At 49.2% G+C, this 17872-nt stretch carries 17 protein-coding genes and 1 pseudogene; 12 read left to right on the plus strand and 6 right to left on the minus strand.

What is annotated here, in order from left to right:
- Nucleotides 1–134 precede the first annotated feature (134 nt).
- The 9 genes from ACFPK9_RS04625 to ACFPK9_RS04665 all read left to right on the plus strand — a co-directional run bounded on the left by ACFPK9_RS04625 (nucleotide 135) and on the right by ACFPK9_RS04665 (nucleotide 9499).
- Nucleotides 135–1643 (plus strand): MFS transporter, encoded by a 1509-nt coding sequence (locus ACFPK9_RS04625; protein ID WP_377093561.1) that lies wholly within the window; start codon nucleotides 135–137, stop codon nucleotides 1641–1643.
- A gap of 25 nt (nucleotides 1644–1668) precedes the next feature.
- Complete coding sequence (locus ACFPK9_RS04630) at nucleotides 1669–3186, plus strand: xylulokinase (protein ID WP_377093563.1); 1518 nt, start codon at nucleotides 1669–1671, stop codon at nucleotides 3184–3186.
- 81 nt (nucleotides 3187–3267) lie between these two features.
- Nucleotides 3268–4305 carry a sugar phosphate isomerase/epimerase family protein gene (locus ACFPK9_RS04635; RefSeq protein ID WP_377093565.1) on the plus strand — a complete coding sequence of 346 codons (1038 nt, stop codon included), beginning with the start codon at nucleotides 3268–3270 and terminating at the stop codon, nucleotides 4303–4305.
- A gap of 48 nt (nucleotides 4306–4353) precedes the next feature.
- Nucleotides 4354–5508, plus strand: coding sequence for a Gfo/Idh/MocA family protein (locus tag ACFPK9_RS04640; protein ID WP_377093566.1), 1155 nt, complete (start codon nucleotides 4354–4356; stop codon nucleotides 5506–5508).
- 170 nt (nucleotides 5509–5678) lie between these two features.
- The gene (locus tag ACFPK9_RS04645; RefSeq protein ID WP_377093567.1) at nucleotides 5679–6416 is read left to right on the plus strand and encodes a PEP-CTERM sorting domain-containing protein; all 738 of its coding nucleotides are present in this window, start codon (nucleotides 5679–5681) and stop codon (nucleotides 6414–6416) included.
- Nucleotides 6417–6662: 246 nt separating this feature from the next.
- The gene (locus tag ACFPK9_RS04650) at nucleotides 6663–7397 is read left to right on the plus strand and encodes a PEP-CTERM sorting domain-containing protein (protein ID WP_377093568.1); all 735 of its coding nucleotides are present in this window, start codon (nucleotides 6663–6665) and stop codon (nucleotides 7395–7397) included.
- A 164-nt stretch (nucleotides 7398–7561) separates the two neighbouring features.
- Nucleotides 7562–8266 carry a hypothetical protein gene (locus ACFPK9_RS04655; protein ID WP_377093569.1) on the plus strand — a complete coding sequence of 235 codons (705 nt, stop codon included), beginning with the start codon at nucleotides 7562–7564 and terminating at the stop codon, nucleotides 8264–8266.
- A 212-nt stretch (nucleotides 8267–8478) separates the two neighbouring features.
- The gene (hisG, locus tag ACFPK9_RS04660) at nucleotides 8479–9354 is read left to right on the plus strand and encodes an ATP phosphoribosyltransferase (RefSeq protein ID WP_377093571.1); all 876 of its coding nucleotides are present in this window, start codon (nucleotides 8479–8481) and stop codon (nucleotides 9352–9354) included.
- Nucleotides 9355–9394: 40 nt separating this feature from the next.
- A complete protein-coding gene (locus ACFPK9_RS04665; protein ID WP_018969326.1) occupies nucleotides 9395–9499 on the plus strand; it encodes an AURKAIP1/COX24 domain-containing protein in 105 nt (34 codons plus the stop codon).
- A 211-nt stretch (nucleotides 9500–9710) separates the two neighbouring features.
- Here ACFPK9_RS04665 and ACFPK9_RS04670 read toward each other — a convergent pair whose 3' ends face one another.
- Complete coding sequence (locus ACFPK9_RS04670; RefSeq protein WP_377093572.1) at nucleotides 9711–10055, minus strand: acyl-CoA thioesterase; 345 nt, start codon at nucleotides 10053–10055, stop codon at nucleotides 9711–9713.
- Nucleotides 10056–10057: 2 nt separating this feature from the next.
- Nucleotides 10058–10507, minus strand: a complete 450-nt coding sequence (locus ACFPK9_RS04675) for a Jag family protein (RefSeq protein ID WP_377093574.1) — start codon at nucleotides 10505–10507, stop codon at nucleotides 10058–10060.
- 112 nt (nucleotides 10508–10619) lie between these two features.
- Between ACFPK9_RS04675 and ACFPK9_RS04680 the strand changes: the two genes are divergently transcribed.
- The 3 genes from ACFPK9_RS04680 to ACFPK9_RS04690 are packed head-to-tail and all read left to right on the plus strand — an operon-like array spanning nucleotide 10620 to nucleotide 12148.
- Nucleotides 10620–11156, plus strand: a complete 537-nt coding sequence (locus tag ACFPK9_RS04680; protein ID WP_377093576.1) for a flavoprotein — start codon at nucleotides 10620–10622, stop codon at nucleotides 11154–11156.
- Nucleotides 11157–11170: 14 nt separating this feature from the next.
- Nucleotides 11171–11803: a phosphopantothenoylcysteine decarboxylase domain-containing protein gene (locus tag ACFPK9_RS04685; RefSeq protein WP_377093577.1), complete on the plus strand. Its 633-nt coding sequence runs from the start codon at nucleotides 11171–11173 to the stop codon at nucleotides 11801–11803.
- A 45-nt stretch (nucleotides 11804–11848) separates the two neighbouring features.
- The gene (locus ACFPK9_RS04690; protein ID WP_377093579.1) at nucleotides 11849–12148 is read left to right on the plus strand and encodes a hypothetical protein; all 300 of its coding nucleotides are present in this window, start codon (nucleotides 11849–11851) and stop codon (nucleotides 12146–12148) included.
- Between the two features lie 11 nt (nucleotides 12149–12159).
- Here ACFPK9_RS04690 and ACFPK9_RS04695 read toward each other — a convergent pair.
- The 4 genes and pseudogenes from ACFPK9_RS04695 to ACFPK9_RS04710 all read right to left on the minus strand — a co-directional run bounded on the left by ACFPK9_RS04695 (nucleotide 12160) and on the right by ACFPK9_RS04710 (nucleotide 17869).
- A pseudogene (locus ACFPK9_RS04695) lies at nucleotides 12160–13169 on the minus strand (ABC transporter ATP-binding protein).
- Nucleotides 13162–14160 carry an ABC transporter ATP-binding protein gene (locus ACFPK9_RS04700; protein ID WP_377093581.1) on the minus strand — a complete coding sequence of 333 codons (999 nt, stop codon included), beginning with the start codon at nucleotides 14158–14160 and terminating at the stop codon, nucleotides 13162–13164. The pseudogene ACFPK9_RS04695 and the gene ACFPK9_RS04700 overlap by 8 nt, the downstream one beginning before the upstream one ends.
- Entirely contained in the window at nucleotides 14160–16292 is a 2133-nt protein-coding gene (locus tag ACFPK9_RS04705; RefSeq protein WP_377093583.1) for an extracellular solute-binding protein, read from the minus strand. The genes ACFPK9_RS04700 and ACFPK9_RS04705 overlap by 1 nt, the downstream gene beginning before the upstream one ends.
- Entirely contained in the window at nucleotides 16292–17869 is a 1578-nt protein-coding gene (locus tag ACFPK9_RS04710; protein ID WP_377093584.1) for an ABC transporter permease subunit, read from the minus strand. The genes ACFPK9_RS04705 and ACFPK9_RS04710 overlap by 1 nt, the downstream gene beginning before the upstream one ends.
- Nucleotides 17870–17872: the final 3 nt, after the last annotated feature.

Below are 17872 nucleotides of genomic sequence, written 5' to 3' on the forward strand. Positions count from 1 at the left end.
GACGTTTCTGTTATGACTAACAATACTTAACTATTGCTCGACAGCTCGTACGGAAACATCTATGAGCTTCATACGCTCGATTAAATGACCCATGTCATTCCTTCGTTCGAACAACACTACTATTAGAATATACTATGGAACAACAACTATCAGATGCTCAGAAAAAACAACTTTTCTGGGCCTGCTTCCTTTCGCTCATGGCAGCGGGTGTCGGCTTCGCTTACCGAGTAATGGTACTTGGTGACTGGGGAACAGAATTCAACCTTACGGGTGGTGAAATGGGCCGCATCTTCGGTGCATCACTATGGCCAATTGCCGTAATGATGATCCTCTTCAGCCTTGTTGTTGACTTCGTTGGTTACAAACGCTCCATGTATCTTGCGTTCTTCTTCCAAGCAACTTCAGCTGTTCTCACTTGCCTAGCTAAGTCTCCAACAGAACTATACTGGGCAGCTCTCTGTGCTGGCCTCGGTCATGGTATCATTGAAGCAGTGATTAACCCAGTCTGTGCGACTCTCTACACCACCCAAAAATCAAAAATGCTTAACATCCTCCACGCCTCTTGGCCTGCTGGTCTCGTTGCTGGTGGTACTGTCATGATTCTCTGTAAAGATATCTCGTGGCAGCTCAATGCACTTTGGATTCTTGTTCCTGTGCTCGCTTACGGCATCATGTTCATCAAAGCTACCTTCCCGGTCGATGAGCGTGTAGCTGCAAAAGTTCCATACTCAGTAATGCTCAAAGACGTTGGCTTCCTCTCTTCATCGATTGCTGCATTTCTTCTCTTCTACGAACTTACAAACGTCTTCACCGGCACTCCTCCAAATGTGTTTGTTGCACTCGGAGTCGGTCTCGCAATTGGTGCGGTATTTGGCTTCATTACTAAATCCTTTGGGAAGCCACTCTACTTCATCCTCTGTCTTCTCATGATCCCACTCGCTACCACTGAGCTTGGTACAGATGCATGGATTAAACAGCTCATGACTCCTGTGATGGGTGAATATGCAGCATGGGCGATCGTTCTCTCTGCATTCATCATGATGATTCTTCGCTTCCAAGCAGGTATCCTCACCTCACGCTTCTCTCCACCGACTATCCTTGTGATCAGCTCATTCTTCTCAATGATGGGTCTCATTGCTCTATCTCAAGTTGACGGATGGATGGTATTCGCAGCATTCGTACTCTACGCTGTTGGACAAACATTCTACTGGCCAACTGTACTAGGTCTCGCATCTGAGCAGTATCCAGAAGGTGGCGCACTCTCCCTCAACACAGTTTCTGCAATCGGCCTTCTTTCTGTAGGCATCATCGGTGGCCCAATCATTGGTATCTTCAATGACAACCACACGACCAACAACATCAAGGAAGTTTCCACAGAAGTGTATGAAGCTTCTAAAGTAGAAAAAGAATTCTTCGGAGCATCTTACGAAGCTACTGACGCAAAGAAAGCTACTGAATTAGCTGAATCCGTCGGAAAATCTGACGAAGTCATCGCAGCTACTACAAAAGCAGGCCGTCAGTCACTTATGACTGTAGCTCTCGCTTTCCCATGTGTCATGATGGTTTGCTTCGGCATCATCGGATTCTGGTACAAGTCAAAAGGTGGATACAAGCCACGTGTACTAGAAGCGACTTGGGAATAATCCCAATATAGTGTAACCCTATTCAATGTATCTCGGTCTCGATTGCTCCACCCAAAGTCTCACAGCTGTAATAATCAACGCTGAGACCGGAGCAATCGCATACCAAACATCGATCAATTTCGAGGCAGATTTGCCTCAATATCAAACTCGTCATGGTTTCGTCCGAGGGACTGAACCTGACGAGTTTTTTTCTAATCCACTCATGTGGATCGAAGCTCTCGACCTCTTATTCGAGCGCATGCAGCAAGAAGGCGCACCACTCAGCTCAGTCAAAGCTATTTCCGGCGCGGCCCAACAACACGGCACCGTTTACCTCAATCACAATTTCAAACGCGCCCTAGCGCAGCTCTCTCCCAACATCCCTCTCACTGAGCAATTCACCGACGTCTTCAGCCGTCCAGTTGCACCCATCTGGCTCGACGCCTCCACCCACATAGCCTGCGGCGAAATTGCTCACGCCATTGGCGGCCATCGCAAAGCAGCCTTCCGCACTGGCTCTTCGGTCACCCCGCGCTTCTCAGCCGCACAAATTCGCAAGCACGCGCAACAATTTCCCGAGCGTTGGGCCGAGACCGAAACCGTCCACCTCGTCTCCTCCTTCATGGCCTCCATCCTCGCTGGAAAGTCCGTAGCGATCGATTACGGCGATGGCGCGGGCATGAACCTCATGCACATCAAAGATCGTTGCTGGGATCAAAAAATGGCCGACATTACCGCCGACCATACCATCGAGCGCCTCCCAGCTCTCGCCCCCACCACTGATATCTGTGGCACCATATCTCCCTACTTCAGCGAAAAGTACGGCATCAACCCTGCTGCCAAATGCGCCCATTGGACCGGCGACAACCCTGCGAGCCTTGTCGGCATGGGCGTCGTACACGCTGGAAACTGGGTGATCTCGCTCGGCACCTCCTACACCCTTTTCGCCGCAGTGGATTCACCATTTCCCGACCCGCAAGGATACGGACACATTTTTGGAAATCCCATAGGAGGCTACATGTCGCTCTCCTGCTTTAAAAATGGCGCACTCTCCTGTGTCACCCTCAAAAACAAGCTCGATATCAGCTGGGCAGAATTTGAAAAAGACCTACTGACCCCACGCTCTGAACAAAGTGATGTCACCCTCCCATTTTACGAGACAGAGATCACTCCACTCGCATCATCGGTAGACCAGCCCACCACCACTCCATCCTCACACGTCGACGGTCAGTTCCTCAACATGCGGCTCCATTGCCAATGGCATGGGGAAACACCTGAAACTATTGTCGTCACTGGCGGTATTTCGGTGAGCACTGGAATCTGCCAAGCATTGGCCAATGTCTTCCAGCGTCCCGTCCAGAGACTCCAAACTTCCTCCTCAGCCTCACTCGGCGCTGCCATTATCGCCGCCTACGCAGACGCTCAAAACATCGATAGCCTCATCGACCACTTCTGCCACCCTATCGAAGGCACCACTATAGAGCCCGATCCAGCGATGGAAAAAATCTATCAAGTGCTCGGAAACAAGTTTAACGATAAACTCTACAAACACCTCATGGAGTGATCATTTCCGCAAGGATTTCCCTAGAAATTTCCTCTCACTTTTATAGAAATCTTCACACATATTGTAGAACGCATCAAATTTATGAGAAAAGTAACACTATTCACAGGTCAATGGGCAGATCTTCCGTCCGAAGAGCTCCTTCCGAAAGTTAAAGAAATGGGCTACGACGGCGTAGAACTCGCATGTTGGGGCGACCATTTTGATGTGCAAAAAGCACTCAATGAAGACGGCTACTGCGAAGCCAAATGGGCCCAATTAGAAAAATTCGGCCTCACCTGTTTCTCCATTTCTGCCCACCTCGTTGGTCAAGCGATCTGCGACAATATCGACGAACGCCACAAGTCCATCCTCCCACCTCACGTCTGGGGCGACGGAGAACCTGAAGGCGTCCGCCAACGTGCAGCTCAAGAAATGATCGATACCGGGAAAGCAGCTCGCAAATTCTTCAACCTCAAACCGGGCGGAGCACCTGAACGCGTCGTCATCAACGGCTTCACAGGCTCCTCCATCTGGCACGCACTCTACGCCTTCCCACCAACATCCCAAGAATTCATCCAAAAAGGATTCGACGACTTCGGCGCACGCTTCACCCCAATCATGGACGCCTTTGCTCAAGAAGACGTCTACTTCGGCCTCGAAGTCCACCCGACTGAAATCGCTTTCGACATCGCCTCCGCAGAACGCGCACTCGAAGCTCTCCATCAGCACCCACGCTTCGGATTCAACTACGACCCATCCCACTTCGCGTACCAAGCAGTCGATTACGTCAAATTCATCTACACCTTTGCCGAACGCATTTTCCACGTGCACATGAAAGATGTCTGGTTCGGTCACGGTGACGGCACAGTCGGAGTATTCGGTGGTCATACAGACTTCATCGACCCTCGCCGCAACTGGGACTTCCGTTCCGTCGGACGCGGTGATGTCAATTTCGAAGAAATCATCGTCGCTCTCAATGACATCAACTACACTGGCCCACTCTCCGTAGAATGGGAAGACGGCCGCATGGATCGCTTCCACGGTGCTGCAGAATCCTGTGAATACGTCCGCAAGCTCGACTTCCCGCGCAACACGAACCTCGCATTCGACGGCGCATTCGACAACGACGCTCAAGGATAATCCCTGCTGCCTCAAACACTCACTCAAAATTTCAATTTTTAATACACTATGGCTAAAGTAAGAATGGGCATGATCGGCGGCGGACAAGGCGCCTTCATCGGAGCCGTCCACCGCATCGCTGCTGCAATCGACCAACAAATCGAACTCGTCTGCGGCGCATTTTCCTCTGACCCACAACGCTCGAAAGACTCCGGCGCCGACCTCTTCCTTCCAGCAGACCGTTGCTACGGCACCTTCGAGGAAATGATGGAAAAAGAAGCAGCGCTTCCCGCTGAGCAGCGCATGCAGTTCGTCGCCATCGTCACTCCAAACCACGTCCACTTCCCCGCTGCCAAAGCAGCCCTCGAAGCTGGCTTCCACGTCTTCTGCGATAAACCAGTCACTCTCGACCTCGCAGAAGCCAAAGAACTTAAGCAGGTGATTGAAAAATCCGGCAAGCTCTTTGGTCTGACTCACACCTACACCGGCTACCCGATGGTTAAACAAGCCCGCCACATGGTGAAAAATGGTGACCTCGGTGAAATCCGCAAAGTCGCCGTGGAATACCCACAAGGCTGGCTCGCCGATGCCATCGATACCGAAGGCCAAAAGCAAGCCGCCTGGCGCACCGACCCTAAAAAGTCGGGAGCTGCTGGCTGCATGGGCGACATCGGCACCCACGCCGAAAACCTCGCTGAAGAAATCACCGGCCTCCACGTCGAAGAACTCGCCGCAGACCTCACCGCCTTCGTCCCAGGTCGTCGACTTGACGATGACGGCAACGTCCTCCTACGTTTCGAAGGTGGAGCCAAAGGCCTGCTCATGGCCTCCCAAATTGCCGTAGGTGAAGAAAACAACCTCGCAATCCGCGTCTGGGGAACCGAAGGCGGCCTCGAGTGGCACCAGAATGAGCCAAACACCCTCCTCTTCAAGCCAAAGGACGCACCTGCGCAAGTCTACCGTACCGGTAACGACTACTGCTGCGATGCCGCGAAAGCCGCCACCCGCACACCTGCATCACACCCAGAAGGCTACCTCGAAGCATTCGCGAATCTCTACCTTAACTTCGCCAACCACATCCGCGCCTTCGAAGCCGGTGTCGAGCCAAATGAGGTCGCCAATGATTATCCAAAAATCGACGAAGGTATCCGCGGCATGGCATTCATCGAAGCCGTCGTCGCCTCCAGCGCAGCCAATGCCGCCTGGACCAAATTCGAGATCTAACGACATCCTCTCACCATACAAACAAAGGCGTGATTCCTCGAATCACGCCTTTTTTATTTCACGCAAAACCAAGGATGAATAGCGCAAAACCAGCGATCCCCATTGACCCCAATCATTTGACTACCATACAGTTTTGATCGCCTCTTATGAGGCTTCACATAATCAACACTATGAAAATACATACAATACTCGGAGCTGGAGCACTCCTTACACTGCTACCAATGACAGCCTCCGCTGCAACACTCACAATTGATCTTGATCAGCAACCAACCGGAGGAGGTACAATAGACCTCACAGCCCAGGGCACCCTAGATTGGATGTCTCTTGGTGATGCAGGGGCTACTACGCCTACTGCGACTAAAGACTTTGTGGCTCAAAAAGCTGGAGCTAACTTCATTCAAACAGTCACTGTCGTTAATCTCGATGGAATTAGTACTGACTGGGTCGGAGATGACTACGCCTCAAGCCCATGGGCGTCTACTTGGACTGACGGGGACTCTGCTAACCAAACAGCACTAGCTGGCTCATTGGAGGCAAAGAGTGGAAGTGTTGATGCTGACAAGGTCGGCCTAATGTTTGATGTCAATGTGGCCACCGCCGGTGATTATCAATTGATAATCTATGGTACATCATATCGGTCAAATTATCAACTCACAGCCTCTTTAGACGGAACTGACTATCTATCAGATGTGGGTGCACAAAATTCGGAATCAGTGTTTACCATCGATTTCACCACTACAGCAGCGAATGAAACGTTGAGTATTCTCTACGCACAAACAGCAGATGGTGGTGGCTCTGCCGACAACGTCGGCATCGCTGCCATCACCCTCGCCGCAGTACCAGAGCCATCTTCCACAGCGCTTCTCGGTCTCGGTGGACTCTCACTCATCTTACGCCGTCGTAAGTAAGCACACTTAACAAGCACTGTTCTATAGCATCGAGCTAACTAGAACTCTCAAACCGGTCGCCCCCCACAGCGGCCGGTTTTTGCGTCCACCAAAACACATCAATAGCGCAACACCAATGGACATATAACGCAAAACCCCTCATTCCCGATTGACCCAGTCAATTGACGCAACATAGATTCAGTCATAGTCCTACCACTAATTATCAATCACATAGACAGGTATGACCCCCAAATAACAACATTGACTATGAAAAAAACTACCCTATTCGCAACAGGATCACTCCTCACACTACTCCCCATGACAGCATCTGCTGTGACTATTGCCGTCGATAACAATCCAACGACAGGAGACTTGAACCTTACCGCTCTCGGTTCCACCGACTGGATGGCTTTGGGTGATGGTGATGAAAGTTCATCAACAACTTTCGTGGCTCAAAAATCGAGTGTAAACTTTATAACAACGGTACAAGGTGTCAGCTTCCTCAAAAGTGACAATAATCAAGCTGGCTCTGGCTGGGTTTCCAGTGACTTTAATGGAGCTCCCTGGAAGCGAACATGGACGGACGGAGATGTAGCCAGCCAAACCTCTTTTTCTGGAAACCTAGAAGCAAAAAGCACGAACGCTGATGACCTTGTAGGTCTTACTTTTGATATTGCTGGGCTCAGTGCAGGTTCTTACCAATTAGTCGTTTATGGTGCAGCATATAGTTCCGACTACAGTTTCTCCGCCTCATTAGATAACGGTGGCGCTTCTGATTCTGTGACAGGTGGATCCAGTAGCCTCCAGTTTACAGTCGACTTTACTGTCACAGCTGGTCAGACGCTTACCGTAGACTACTTCCAAACATCGGATAATGCCACTGGTCATGAGCATGACAATGTCTCTATACAGGCCATCACTCTGGCCGCAGTCCCAGAGCCATCCTCCACCGCTCTCCTCGGCCTTGGCGGACTCGCACTCATCTTGCGTCGTCGTAAATAAGCTCATTAAAAATAATCATTAGCCTTGCGCTAGAGAAAATCTCTCAAACCGGTCGCCCATATAGCGGCCGGTTTTTGCTTCTACAACCTCAGCCTTAGAGAAATACTAATCACTATCCCCCAATAGCTTGCATATTCCACAACCTAAGTAAGCACATTAATCCCATGAAAAGGAATACACTCATCACTACAGCTTCCATCCTTCTGTTCCCATCCATGGTTACCTCTGCAGATTTAGCTATTGCTGTCGTACCAATCTCAGAAGATGTAGAGCTAAGCGCTACAGACACAATCGACTGGGTCAAACTCGGACGCGACACCGATGCCTCATATCGTGCGAAAAAGAAGGGAGCTAACCATATCCAAGCAGTCACCGCAGGCTCTCGTAATGTGACTGATTCAAGCCTCAAAACATTTAATATGTCCTGGAGCGATGGGGCTGCCCCAAATACCACAGGATCGAATATCAAAGGCTCATTAGAAGCCAAGAGCCCAATCGAAGACGACCATACTTCCCCAGAACTTTCTTTCAAAGTCACTGGACTCAATGGCACCTATCAGTTGCGCGTCTATACATCTGTATTCCAATCAGCCTACAAATTCAGCGCCTCACTCGGTTCTGCCCCCCCTGTCTCCCATACCGACAGCAGCCGAATCTCTAAGTTCAACCTCTACACCGTAGATTTCACAACGACGAAGGCAAACCAAACACTCATCATTGACTATGTGCAAACCACCGATCTGGGAGGCAGCACACACGATAATATAGGAATTGCAGGCATCTCACTGACTAAGATCGTACCAGATTCATACTCGTCCGCACTCCTAGAAATAAGCGGAGCTTCAGTCATCTTGCAAAACTCCAACTAAAAATCTGAGCTCACAGCTTTGCACTTACAACCAGCGCCCCACTGAAAACAGCTGTCCAAAACAGATAATTTGAGAATTTATCTAACATCTAAAAAAATAAACAGCTAACCCCCCCGAACCAACTCCAAGCACGATTGTGCCAAATTGACGAAAAATGCCTTGATTCTTCGACCAATGCCCCCCATAAGCCGCTTCCCAAAGCTTCTTTAGCCATGGCAAACAAACTAAAAATAGCACTTCCAAAAGGCTCCCTACAGGAACCTACTCTCAAGCTTCTGGAAAAGGCAGGCTACAATGTCTACACTTCCGACCGTGGCTTGCGCCCGTCATCCGATGACGCAGATCTTGATATCTACATGATCCGCGCCCAAGAAATCGGCGGCTACATTGACTCAGGCTTCCTCGACTGTGGCATCACAGGCCTCGATTGGGCCTACGAAAACCGTGCCGACCTCGTAGACATGGCTGAACTTCCCTACTCCCGTGCTACCACACGTCCAACCAAATGGGTGCTCGTAGTTCCTGAAAATTCTCCAATCAAAACTGTCCACGACCTCGAAGGTAAACGCATCGCGACCGAAGGCATGGGCATTACAGAGCGCTACCTTGAAGAAAAAGGTGTCAAAGCTGATATCGAATTCTCTTGGGGTGCCACCGAAGTGAAAGTTCCTGATCTTGTCGACGCCATCGTTGACGTCACAGAAACAGGCAACTCGATCCGTGCGAACAATCTCCGCATCGTCGACACTCTTCTCACTTCGTTCCCACACTTCTATTCCTCAAAAGGAGCTTACGAAGACGAGTGGAAACGCGGAAAAATGGAACGTCTCGTTCTCATGCTCAAGGGCGCTCTTGATGCACGTGACAAGGTAGGTCTCAAAATGAACCTTCCAGAAAAGTCCTTGCAAGAAGTGCTCGATACACTACCTTCTCTCCGCCGCCCGACCGTCTCACAACTCGCTGAAGATGGCTGGGTCGCAGTGGAAACAGTGATCGAAGAGACAGTCTCTCGCAAAATCATCCCAACTCTCAAGGAACTTGGCGCTGAAGGTATCATCGAATACCCGCTCAACAAACTCGTTCGCTAAGCTCGAAACAATCTAATCAAACCGTAACCAACTAACAATTATGGGTAGCCTAAAAAAGCGCCGTAAGGCCAAAATTAACAAGCACAAGCGCTCCAAGCGCTCGAAGGCAAATCGTCACAAGAAGCGTCTTCGTTACAAGTCATAATCTGACCTTGTAATGCTGGAAGAATATCTTCCCAATAAAAAGCGCGTGAGTCACAACTCACGCGCTTTTTTGGTTCCATGATGCGAACCACGTTTTTCGATTTTAAACAAAAAATACTCTCAAGCTCTCTCATGCCCCTCAAATTGTGGAATTCGAAAAATTCGTGGCAGAAAACCCCTCGTCCATTTTGCGGTAGAAAAAAAACTAGAATCTACAAAGGAAGCTTCTCCCCTGTTTCATCAACATTCACATAAGTGATCTCAGTCGCGAAAATCACCCCGCGCTCAGGCTCCTTCGTCGAATAAATGTCGACCCGATAACATACAGAAGTCCTCCCCATTTTCGAGCGTTCCACCACAATGCGGACCACCGAACCGTTCTTCACCGACTTACGGAACTCCACCTTGCTCATCCCAATCGTCACGAAACGTGCGTTTGGGAAATCATTCGAAGCCGCAATAAATCCAGCCTCATCAACCCAACTCAACAAGCGCCCACCGAAGAGAAATCCATACTGGTTCAGATCTTCAGTAAGTACGAGTCGGTGAGTTTCCATAACTAAGCTGGCTTAATTTCAATCCGCTTGTAGCGCGCATTACCACTAGGGCTCGCCGTGCTAATGCCGTCAACCTCCGCAAGCGAATTGTGAACAATTCGTCGATAGTAAGCATTCAATGGCCGAGTCCGTACAGACTTCCCAGACTCCACCACCTTTTCTGCTAAGGCTTTAGCCTTCTCTACAAGCTTCCCTTCTTGCTCGTGGCGGTAATTATCACAATCTACTTTCACCCGTGGAGCATCAGGGAAATGCTTATTGAGGATTCGATTCACCAAATACTGCAAGTCCTCAAGGCGATCGCCATTCCGACCAATAATCGCCTTACTCTCATCCACTTTAATCTGCAGACACAGACCATCATCACTCTGAACTCTCTCGACCTCAACCGAAAAGCCCAAGTGACCGAGCATCGTCACCAAAATTTTCTCTGAAGCGTCATCCCATTGCATGCGCTCAATCTAAAAACTAACAGCTCACTCGTCAAACTAGCATTCGCACTTTGGCAAACTTCTCGCAGCTTTTGCACTTCACACTCCAGCCCCCTCACTCCACACTTCGTCCATGGCCACCATCGTACTCGGTATCACCGGTTCTATCGCAGCTTATAAAGCCGCAGACATCGCGTCAGCTCTCGTTAAAGAAGGACATGAAGTCCATTGTGTGATGACCCAGTCAGCCACCGAGTTCATCACGCCCTTCACCCTACAGATCCTCTCACGAAATCCCGTCCTAGTGACGCTTCAAGACGAGAAACAATCGTGGAAACCCGGCCACATCGATCTCGCTGACCGCGCTGACCTTCTCTGCATCGTCCCAGCCAGCGCCAATGCGCTCGGAAATTTTGCCAACGGCCTCGCGCCAGACCCGCTCTCGAGCATCTACCTCGCAACTAAAGCAAAAGTCCTCATCTGCCCCGCAATGAATGGTAAAATGTGGGATCACCTCGCCACCCAGCGCAACGTCAAACAACTCCAACAAGATGGCTGCCAATTCTTCGGGCCCGACTCCGACGGCATGCTCGCTTGTGGTTACGAAGGAAAAGGCCGACTCATGCCCGTCGACACCATTTTAGAAGAAATCCGCAATCAGCTTTCCTAAGTCATCTCATTTTCGTGAAAAAGCATTTTCTCATCACCGCTGGCCCCACCCACGAACCGCTCGACCCCGTTCGCTATCTCACTAACAGATCCTCAGGAAAAATGGGCTACGCCCTTGCCGGAGCCGCCGCTCACGAAGGGCACCGCGTCACTCTTATCTCCGGCCCCTGCGAACTCGACGTCCCAACCGGAGTCGATTTCATTCCAGTAGAAACTGCGGCTGAAATGTACGAGGCCGTCAAGCGCTACATTGGCAAAAGCGACATCGCCATCTTCGCCGCTGCTGTCGCGGACTACCGACCAGCCCATGTCCCTGATCAGAAAATCAAAAAAACAGGCGACACACTCACCATCGAATTCATCAAAAACCCCGACATTCTCGGTTCAGCGAGAGAAGTATTCGGCTATCAAGGCACCCTAATCGGCTTCGCGGCTGAAACTGAAAATGTCGAAAAAAACGCACGAGTTAAGCTACAAAAAAAGGGCTGTGACTTTGTCGTTGCTAACGATGTTTCCCGAAAAGACATCGGCTTCGATTCTAGCGAAAACGAAGTTGCACTCATCTTTGCTGAACACACCGAACCCCTTCCTAAAGCTGACAAATATCAGCTCTCACTCGACATCATCGAACGAGCTCTCGCGATCTAACAAATAACAGCTTTCCTCATTCTCCCGATAAGCACAAGCTCTGACATGGACACCCAAGAAATCCAAGAATACATCGACACAGCCATTCGCTCAAGTTTTGAAAACTTCACAACTGAAACAGCCGAAGTCATGACCAGCCCTCAAGGCGATGGAAGATTTTTTGGAAAAGTGTCAGCCACAAGATACTCCGATCTTCCTATCGGAAAAGACGTCTTCTTAGCCATCGGCAAAAGCGAAAAACTCGTCCAAATTGTCAGACTAGGCAAAGCCGAATGCCTCGGCCCAGGAAAAGCCGATCTCGATCTCATGCTAGAAAAAGAGTTCGGAATCAAATGTCCTGAATAGCGATTCTCCCCTTATTTCACAATATCTTTTGCTTTTTCCCAATCCTCTTCACTAAGGCTGCACGGATCTGCCGCTACCCAATGCTCAGGCGTGATTTCTACCAGCGGCATTTCCATACCAATGGTTTCTTCGTAGCACGGGTGATTAATCCGGTGACCAAAGGCCGAGCCCTTTGGCGGATCAATCGGTGAAGGAACCTCGCCCCCCAACCGAATTCTTTTACTCACGTAATCTGGATCCGCGTGCGGAATCGCCGACAGCAAAGCCTTAGTATAGGCATGGCGTGGATTCTTATAAATCGTCTCAGAATCAGCCAGCTCAACAATCTTCCCTAGGTACATCACCGCCACCCGGTCAGAAATATGCTTCACCACTGCCAAGTCGTGCGCAATGAACAGATAGGCTATGTTCATCTCTTTCTGCAGATCCACTAACAGATTAAGAACCTGGCTCTGCACCGAAACATCGAGCGCTGACACAGGTTCATCTAGCACTAACATTTTAGGGTTCAATGCAATCGAACGAGCCACCCCGATCCGCTGACGTTGCCCCCCAGAAAATTCATCTGGGAATTTATCCGCCGCACTCGCAGGTAAGCCGACTTTCTTAAGCAACTCATCGACCTTCGCATTGCGCTCCGCCTTCGTACCAATTTTTTGTATATCCAAGGGTTCTCGCACAATTTGCCTAACTGAAAAACGCGAATTAAGACTCTCAGCTGGATCTTGAAACATCATCTGAATATCCCGTCGCAATGGACGTAAATTCTTCTGAGAAAGCTCACTAATATCCGCCGATTCGAGCACTATATTCCCCGAAGTTGGTTCGTAGAGACGTACTAAGCATTTGCCCAGCGTAGATTTCCCACATCCAGACTCACCCACAAGACCAAGGGTTTCCCCGGTCTTACAAAAAAAGAAACCCCGTCGACAGCTTTCACTGCGCCCATTTTTTTCAAAGTCACTCCCCCGCGAACAGGAAAGTGCATTTTTAAATCTTTAACTTCTAACAACTTAGACATTTGCGCTACGGGCTAAATTACAGGATGGACAATCTTCTACCCAATGATTCTCAGAAAGCTCTACTAATTCTGGACGTTCTGTTAGTTTTTCTACGCCCACACCCATGCGTTGGCAGAAACGACAGCCTTCAACAAAATCCGTGATCGACGCCACAGTCCCAGGAATCGTCACCAGCTCAGATTTGCCTTCAGTCTCCAGCTTAGGGATCGACGCTAACAAAGCCTGAGTATACGCATATTGCGGTTTTTTGAAAATTTCTCTCACTGGCCCACGCTCGACCACACGCCCAGCATACATTACCACCACTTCATCACAGGTCTCGGCAATCACCCCCATGTCATGTGTAATCATGATCACAGACATTCCCATTTTCTCTTGGAGCCGATTGATCAATGCTAAAATTTCAGACTGCACCGTCACATCCAACGCCGTCGTCGGCTCATCAGCGATCAACAAATCCGGTTTACATGCTAAGGCGATCGCGATCACCACCCGTTGCCGCATCCCACCAGAGAGCTGATGTGGATACTCATTCACCCGTCGCTCGGGTGCTGGGATCCCCACACTCTTCAGAACTTTGATCGATTCCTGCCACGCTTGCTTTTTGCTCATATCCGTGTGCAGAAGCAATACCTCAGAAATCTGCCTACCTATCTTATGCACAGGATTCAATGCCGTCATCGGCTCCTGGAAAATCACTCCGATCTCACCACCACGGATCTTATAATACTCATCGTGCTCAACTTTTCTCAGATCGCGACCTTTAAACAGAATCTCACCACTTTCCACCTGCCCCATCGGTTTTGGTAACAAATCCACAACCGACATAGCGGTCACGGATTTCCCACAACCAGACTCACCTACGATCCCAACTGTCTTGCCCTTCGGCACATTAAAACTGACTCCATCCACTGCGCGCAACCATCCACGGTCCATACTGAATCCCGTCACCAGCTTCTTCACCTCGAGTATATTTTCCTCCTGCTTCATTACTTTACAGCCCTCGATTTCCGTTTCTCCAGCTCTTCCAATGGCGGAACTCCATCCCTGTATAAATCAAACACATAGTTCTTCTCTTCTAACACCGCTCGCTTACGGCGCGCCTCTAACACTCGCTCCTTCGCCTTCGGGTCGATCCAATACAAATAATTCTCTACCGGATAATACACCTTCGGTGAGCTAAATTCATACAGCTTTGTCTGTGGCCATTTGATCCAATCCCAATATGCCATCCTGCTGTAAGTCGTCATCAACCCTGGAATGTATAACACTTGATCGTGCACAATCTGCTGAATCTCCCACGAGGCCTTTTTCAGAATATCGAGATCAGTCGCATTCCGTTCTGTCTTCGTCAGCTCATCCAACTTCTCACTGGTATACAAAGTCATATTGTTCGTCTGTTGCTTCGGATTCCCCTTCTCATCAAAAGCAGTCGACGAATGGAAAAACTGGAAATAACGAGGAAATGGCGGTGACACGCCCCATCCGAGGAAGCCGACTTGATGACGCTTCTCTAACAATTTTTTAAAATTTACACTCGGCTGTTGCCCATCTAACAACATCTTCAATCCCGCCTTTTTTGCATCCTCACTCAGTAAGGCCATCATTTGATTCCACAAAGGAATAGAAGTTGCCCAAGAAAACTCCACCTCCAGTCGCTGTCCCTGATTATTGATCAAGTAGCCTTCATTATCACTCCGAGTGTATCCCGCCTCAGCGAAATACTCCCTCGCTTTTTCAATCGAATACTCGCGCGCCTTAATATTCGGATTGGTAAATTCATCGAAGCCTTCACTAAATTGCTGCGCCCGCTCCGCATCTCCTCGAAATAAGATCGTATTCACCTTTTGAAAATTCATCGCATGTGCGATTCCTCGTCGTACATTGATATCAGCCAACTTTGAGTCGTAAGCATTCAAATAAAATCCACGCGGCACCCGCGGGTACACATTGTAAAACTGCGCCTTAACGATATATCCATTGAAATACTCTGGGATCTCCATTTTATCGTACCAGTACGATGGTTCACCGAGTGAAAAAGTGTCCAACTCACCCACCCGAAATAGCTCAAATGCCTTCGAGGGTTCGCGCACCACTTGGTAGTGGATACGGTCAACATTGTTAGAATACTTGTAAAATTTCTTATCCTTAGCCCACCAGTCCTTCACCCGTGTGAGGCTAATACTTTTTCCCTTTTTAACATCCTCAGGAAGCGCTGTGTAAGCTCCTGTCGTAGGTTCCACTTTCCATTGGTAACGTTCAGCGTAATCAGGCCCATATTCTTTATAGAACCCAGGAGGCGCTGGCGAAAGATTCGCATACAATGGCAACAGCGGCTTCTTCTCCGGCAAACTAATCGACAAGGTATCTTCACTGTAAACAGTCACATTCGCAATCTGCGCCCGATAGTATTGCTTTTGAAAAGGCGCACTCACATTGTCAGAAAGACGAATATAGCATGCTACCATAAAATCCTTCGCCCGCACTTTCTCTCCATTGGAGTAACGAGCGTCCGGGTCCAGTCGGTAGAACACAGTTCGACCATCCGCGCCGAGCGCCCACTCCTTCGCTAAAGCTGGAATGAATTTATTGGTTATTGGATGAAGACCCACCAGCCCCATACCTATCTCGTCGTACAACGATCCACGAAATGCGTGATTCGAGTTTTTACCAAAAGGACGCAAGGTCTCAGGAAAGTTCGGAATGTAATTTCTAAAGACTCCTCCCTTTTGAGCACGCGGGTCACCAATCTCAGGATTGTCCATTCCGTCCTCCCAAACCAAACCAGCGGGAAGGTCCTCTAAGGATTTAAATGAAAAATACTCTCCGTGGTCTAGTCGGCGTTGGTGCTTGTTGAGCTCGTTTTCAAGATCCGCCAGTTTATCTTCGAACATCTGACGAGCGGCGGCGTCCTGGGATTTCTCTAACTCTGAACGGACTTGTTCTAACTGTTGGTCGATAGCTCTGATCTGGTCGCTCAACCACTGATTCACACTCGCGTTGTACTGCGGAACAAATGCGTCAAAACCCAGTTCGTGATCTGCCGCACTCTCGCGCTCACCACAACCTGCAGTCACAAGTGCGATCACAATTCCTAGCAGAATGTACTTAGCAAATTTCATTATTTGTAGGTTGTAAATTTCTTAGGATCGAACGCTTCCCGCACTGCCTCACCCACAAAAGTGACCAAAATTAAGGTGCTCACCAATGCCAAGAATGCAGAAGACGCCAACCATGGCTTGGATAAATTACTCAATCCCGCATTCAACAAATTCCCCCAAGTCGCAAATTGTGGTGGTAAACCAAAGCCTAAATAGTCTAACGAGCTGAGCGATAAGATTACCGAGGAGACACTAAAAGGCACCAAGGTAACTAAGATCGCCACCGTGTTAGGCAAGATGTGGGTGAAAATAATCCGTGAAGTCGATGCCCCTGAAACCCTCGCTGCAGCAATGTAGTCTCTCGCTTTCTCTTTCAAAGCCGCAGTGCGCATCAGATAGGTCATCCCCATCCAGCCAAATAATATGAGGATCAACAATATCATGCCCAGCCCTCGGTTCTCAGCCGGAATCACACTTCCGAAAATGATCACCACAAACAAAAAGGGAATCGTCGAAAATATCTCAATGAATCGCTGGACCACGATATCAAACACGCCACCGAAATAACCCATGACCAATCCCACTGAAATTCCAATACAGTAAATAATCGGTATAAAAATCAATACCGCTCGGATATTCAACTGTAGCCCGCCATAGAGGTACGCTACCAAGTCATTGCCCTGCGGAGTCGTACCAAAGTAATGGCCAGCCTGCCAATTCGGCGGAGCCGCGTGGAAAAACACCCGTCCTAACACCCCATCACCAGCTGCTAAAAATTCCTCCATACTGCCCTCACCAGTATAGCTTTCTGAACCATCGACTAACTTCCCTTCGCGGTACTGCGCTTCATACACTGGCTCACCACTAGGCATGCGACCGACAGCCCGACCATTCTTCACTCCCGCACGGTATTCATAAATCATGTGACGCTTCGATGTGTCCTCGTCGTACAGAGTAGAAACTTGCCCCTGCATCGGATCACCATGCTCGTCTAATAACACAGCCTGCTTTTCCTCCAGAGCTTTAAAAAGCGGGGCCACCGTATCCAAAGTAGGATCGTAAGGAATCAATGGCATCAGAATGCTTCCGCCACCTTCTTCATCAATCAACTCCGCAAGCTCCCTATAATTCACCTCAGCTTTCGCCGCATCTCCTTTCAATCCAAGATCTTCCCCCGTCACAATCTTTCGCTCAAATGCCGGGAAATACACCTCGTCACCATAATTCAAATACAACGCCTTCTTTCCGACTAGCGCTTGATCCAAACCAGCAAGCAACACTAACACTCCAATAATTCCCAGCGAAATAGAACCACGTGGGATGCTAAAAAACCGCTCTAAGCGTCGCTTGTTCGTTGGCGTCATCCGTCTACCAGCTGGTACCCATTTTAAAATAACTCCACTGATAACTAAACTCAGTGCTGACACCAAATAACCAAACCAAGCCACCACATCCCCATCTTCATTCCTGAAATGAAGCGATGCAATATCGTAAGAACTATTAAATGCCCAGCTCACCGATGGCAAATGCAAGCCCGCAAACTCAGCCACTAAGGCCAAGACGGTGAACACGAGTAGAATCCAAGCAAATATACGCATACT

It is taken from the genome of Rubritalea spongiae, assembly GCF_042652385.1.
GTDB classification, from domain to species: domain Bacteria; phylum Verrucomicrobiota; class Verrucomicrobiia; order Verrucomicrobiales; family Akkermansiaceae; genus Rubritalea; species Rubritalea spongiae.

Excerpts from the sequence above, each read along its gene's own strand:
- ACFPK9_RS04680 (WP_377093576.1), top strand. The coding sequence starts at position 10,620 with ATGGCCACCATCGTACTCGGTATCACCGGTTCTATCGCAGCTTATAAA.
- ACFPK9_RS04625 (WP_377093561.1), top strand. The coding sequence starts at position 135 with ATGGAACAACAACTATCAGATGCTCAGAAAAAACAACTTTTCTGGGCC.
- ACFPK9_RS04705 (WP_377093583.1), bottom strand. The coding sequence starts at position 16,292 with ATGAAATTTGCTAAGTACATTCTGCTAGGAATTGTGATCGCACTTGTG.
- ACFPK9_RS04655 (WP_377093569.1), top strand. The coding sequence starts at position 7,562 with ATGAAAAGGAATACACTCATCACTACAGCTTCCATCCTTCTGTTCCCA.
- ACFPK9_RS04675 (WP_377093574.1), bottom strand. The coding sequence starts at position 10,507 with ATGCAATGGGATGACGCTTCAGAGAAAATTTTGGTGACGATGCTCGGT.
- ACFPK9_RS04630 (WP_377093563.1), top strand. The coding sequence starts at position 1,669 with ATGTATCTCGGTCTCGATTGCTCCACCCAAAGTCTCACAGCTGTAATA.
- ACFPK9_RS04690 (WP_377093579.1), top strand. The coding sequence starts at position 11,849 with ATGGACACCCAAGAAATCCAAGAATACATCGACACAGCCATTCGCTCA.
- ACFPK9_RS04710 (WP_377093584.1), bottom strand. The coding sequence starts at position 17,869 with ATGCGTATATTTGCTTGGATTCTACTCGTGTTCACCGTCTTGGCCTTA.
- ACFPK9_RS04640 (WP_377093566.1), top strand. The coding sequence starts at position 4,354 with ATGGCTAAAGTAAGAATGGGCATGATCGGCGGCGGACAAGGCGCCTTC.
- ACFPK9_RS04635 (WP_377093565.1), top strand. The coding sequence starts at position 3,268 with ATGAGAAAAGTAACACTATTCACAGGTCAATGGGCAGATCTTCCGTCC.
- ACFPK9_RS04665 (WP_018969326.1), top strand. The coding sequence starts at position 9,395 with ATGGGTAGCCTAAAAAAGCGCCGTAAGGCCAAAATTAACAAGCACAAG.
- ACFPK9_RS04670 (WP_377093572.1), bottom strand. The coding sequence starts at position 10,055 with ATGGAAACTCACCGACTCGTACTTACTGAAGATCTGAACCAGTATGGA.
- ACFPK9_RS04700 (WP_377093581.1), bottom strand. The coding sequence starts at position 14,160 with ATGAAGCAGGAGGAAAATATACTCGAGGTGAAGAAGCTGGTGACGGGA.
- ACFPK9_RS04650 (WP_377093568.1), top strand. The coding sequence starts at position 6,663 with ATGAAAAAAACTACCCTATTCGCAACAGGATCACTCCTCACACTACTC.
- ACFPK9_RS04645 (WP_377093567.1), top strand. The coding sequence starts at position 5,679 with ATGAAAATACATACAATACTCGGAGCTGGAGCACTCCTTACACTGCTA.
- hisG (WP_377093571.1), top strand. The coding sequence starts at position 8,479 with ATGGCAAACAAACTAAAAATAGCACTTCCAAAAGGCTCCCTACAGGAA.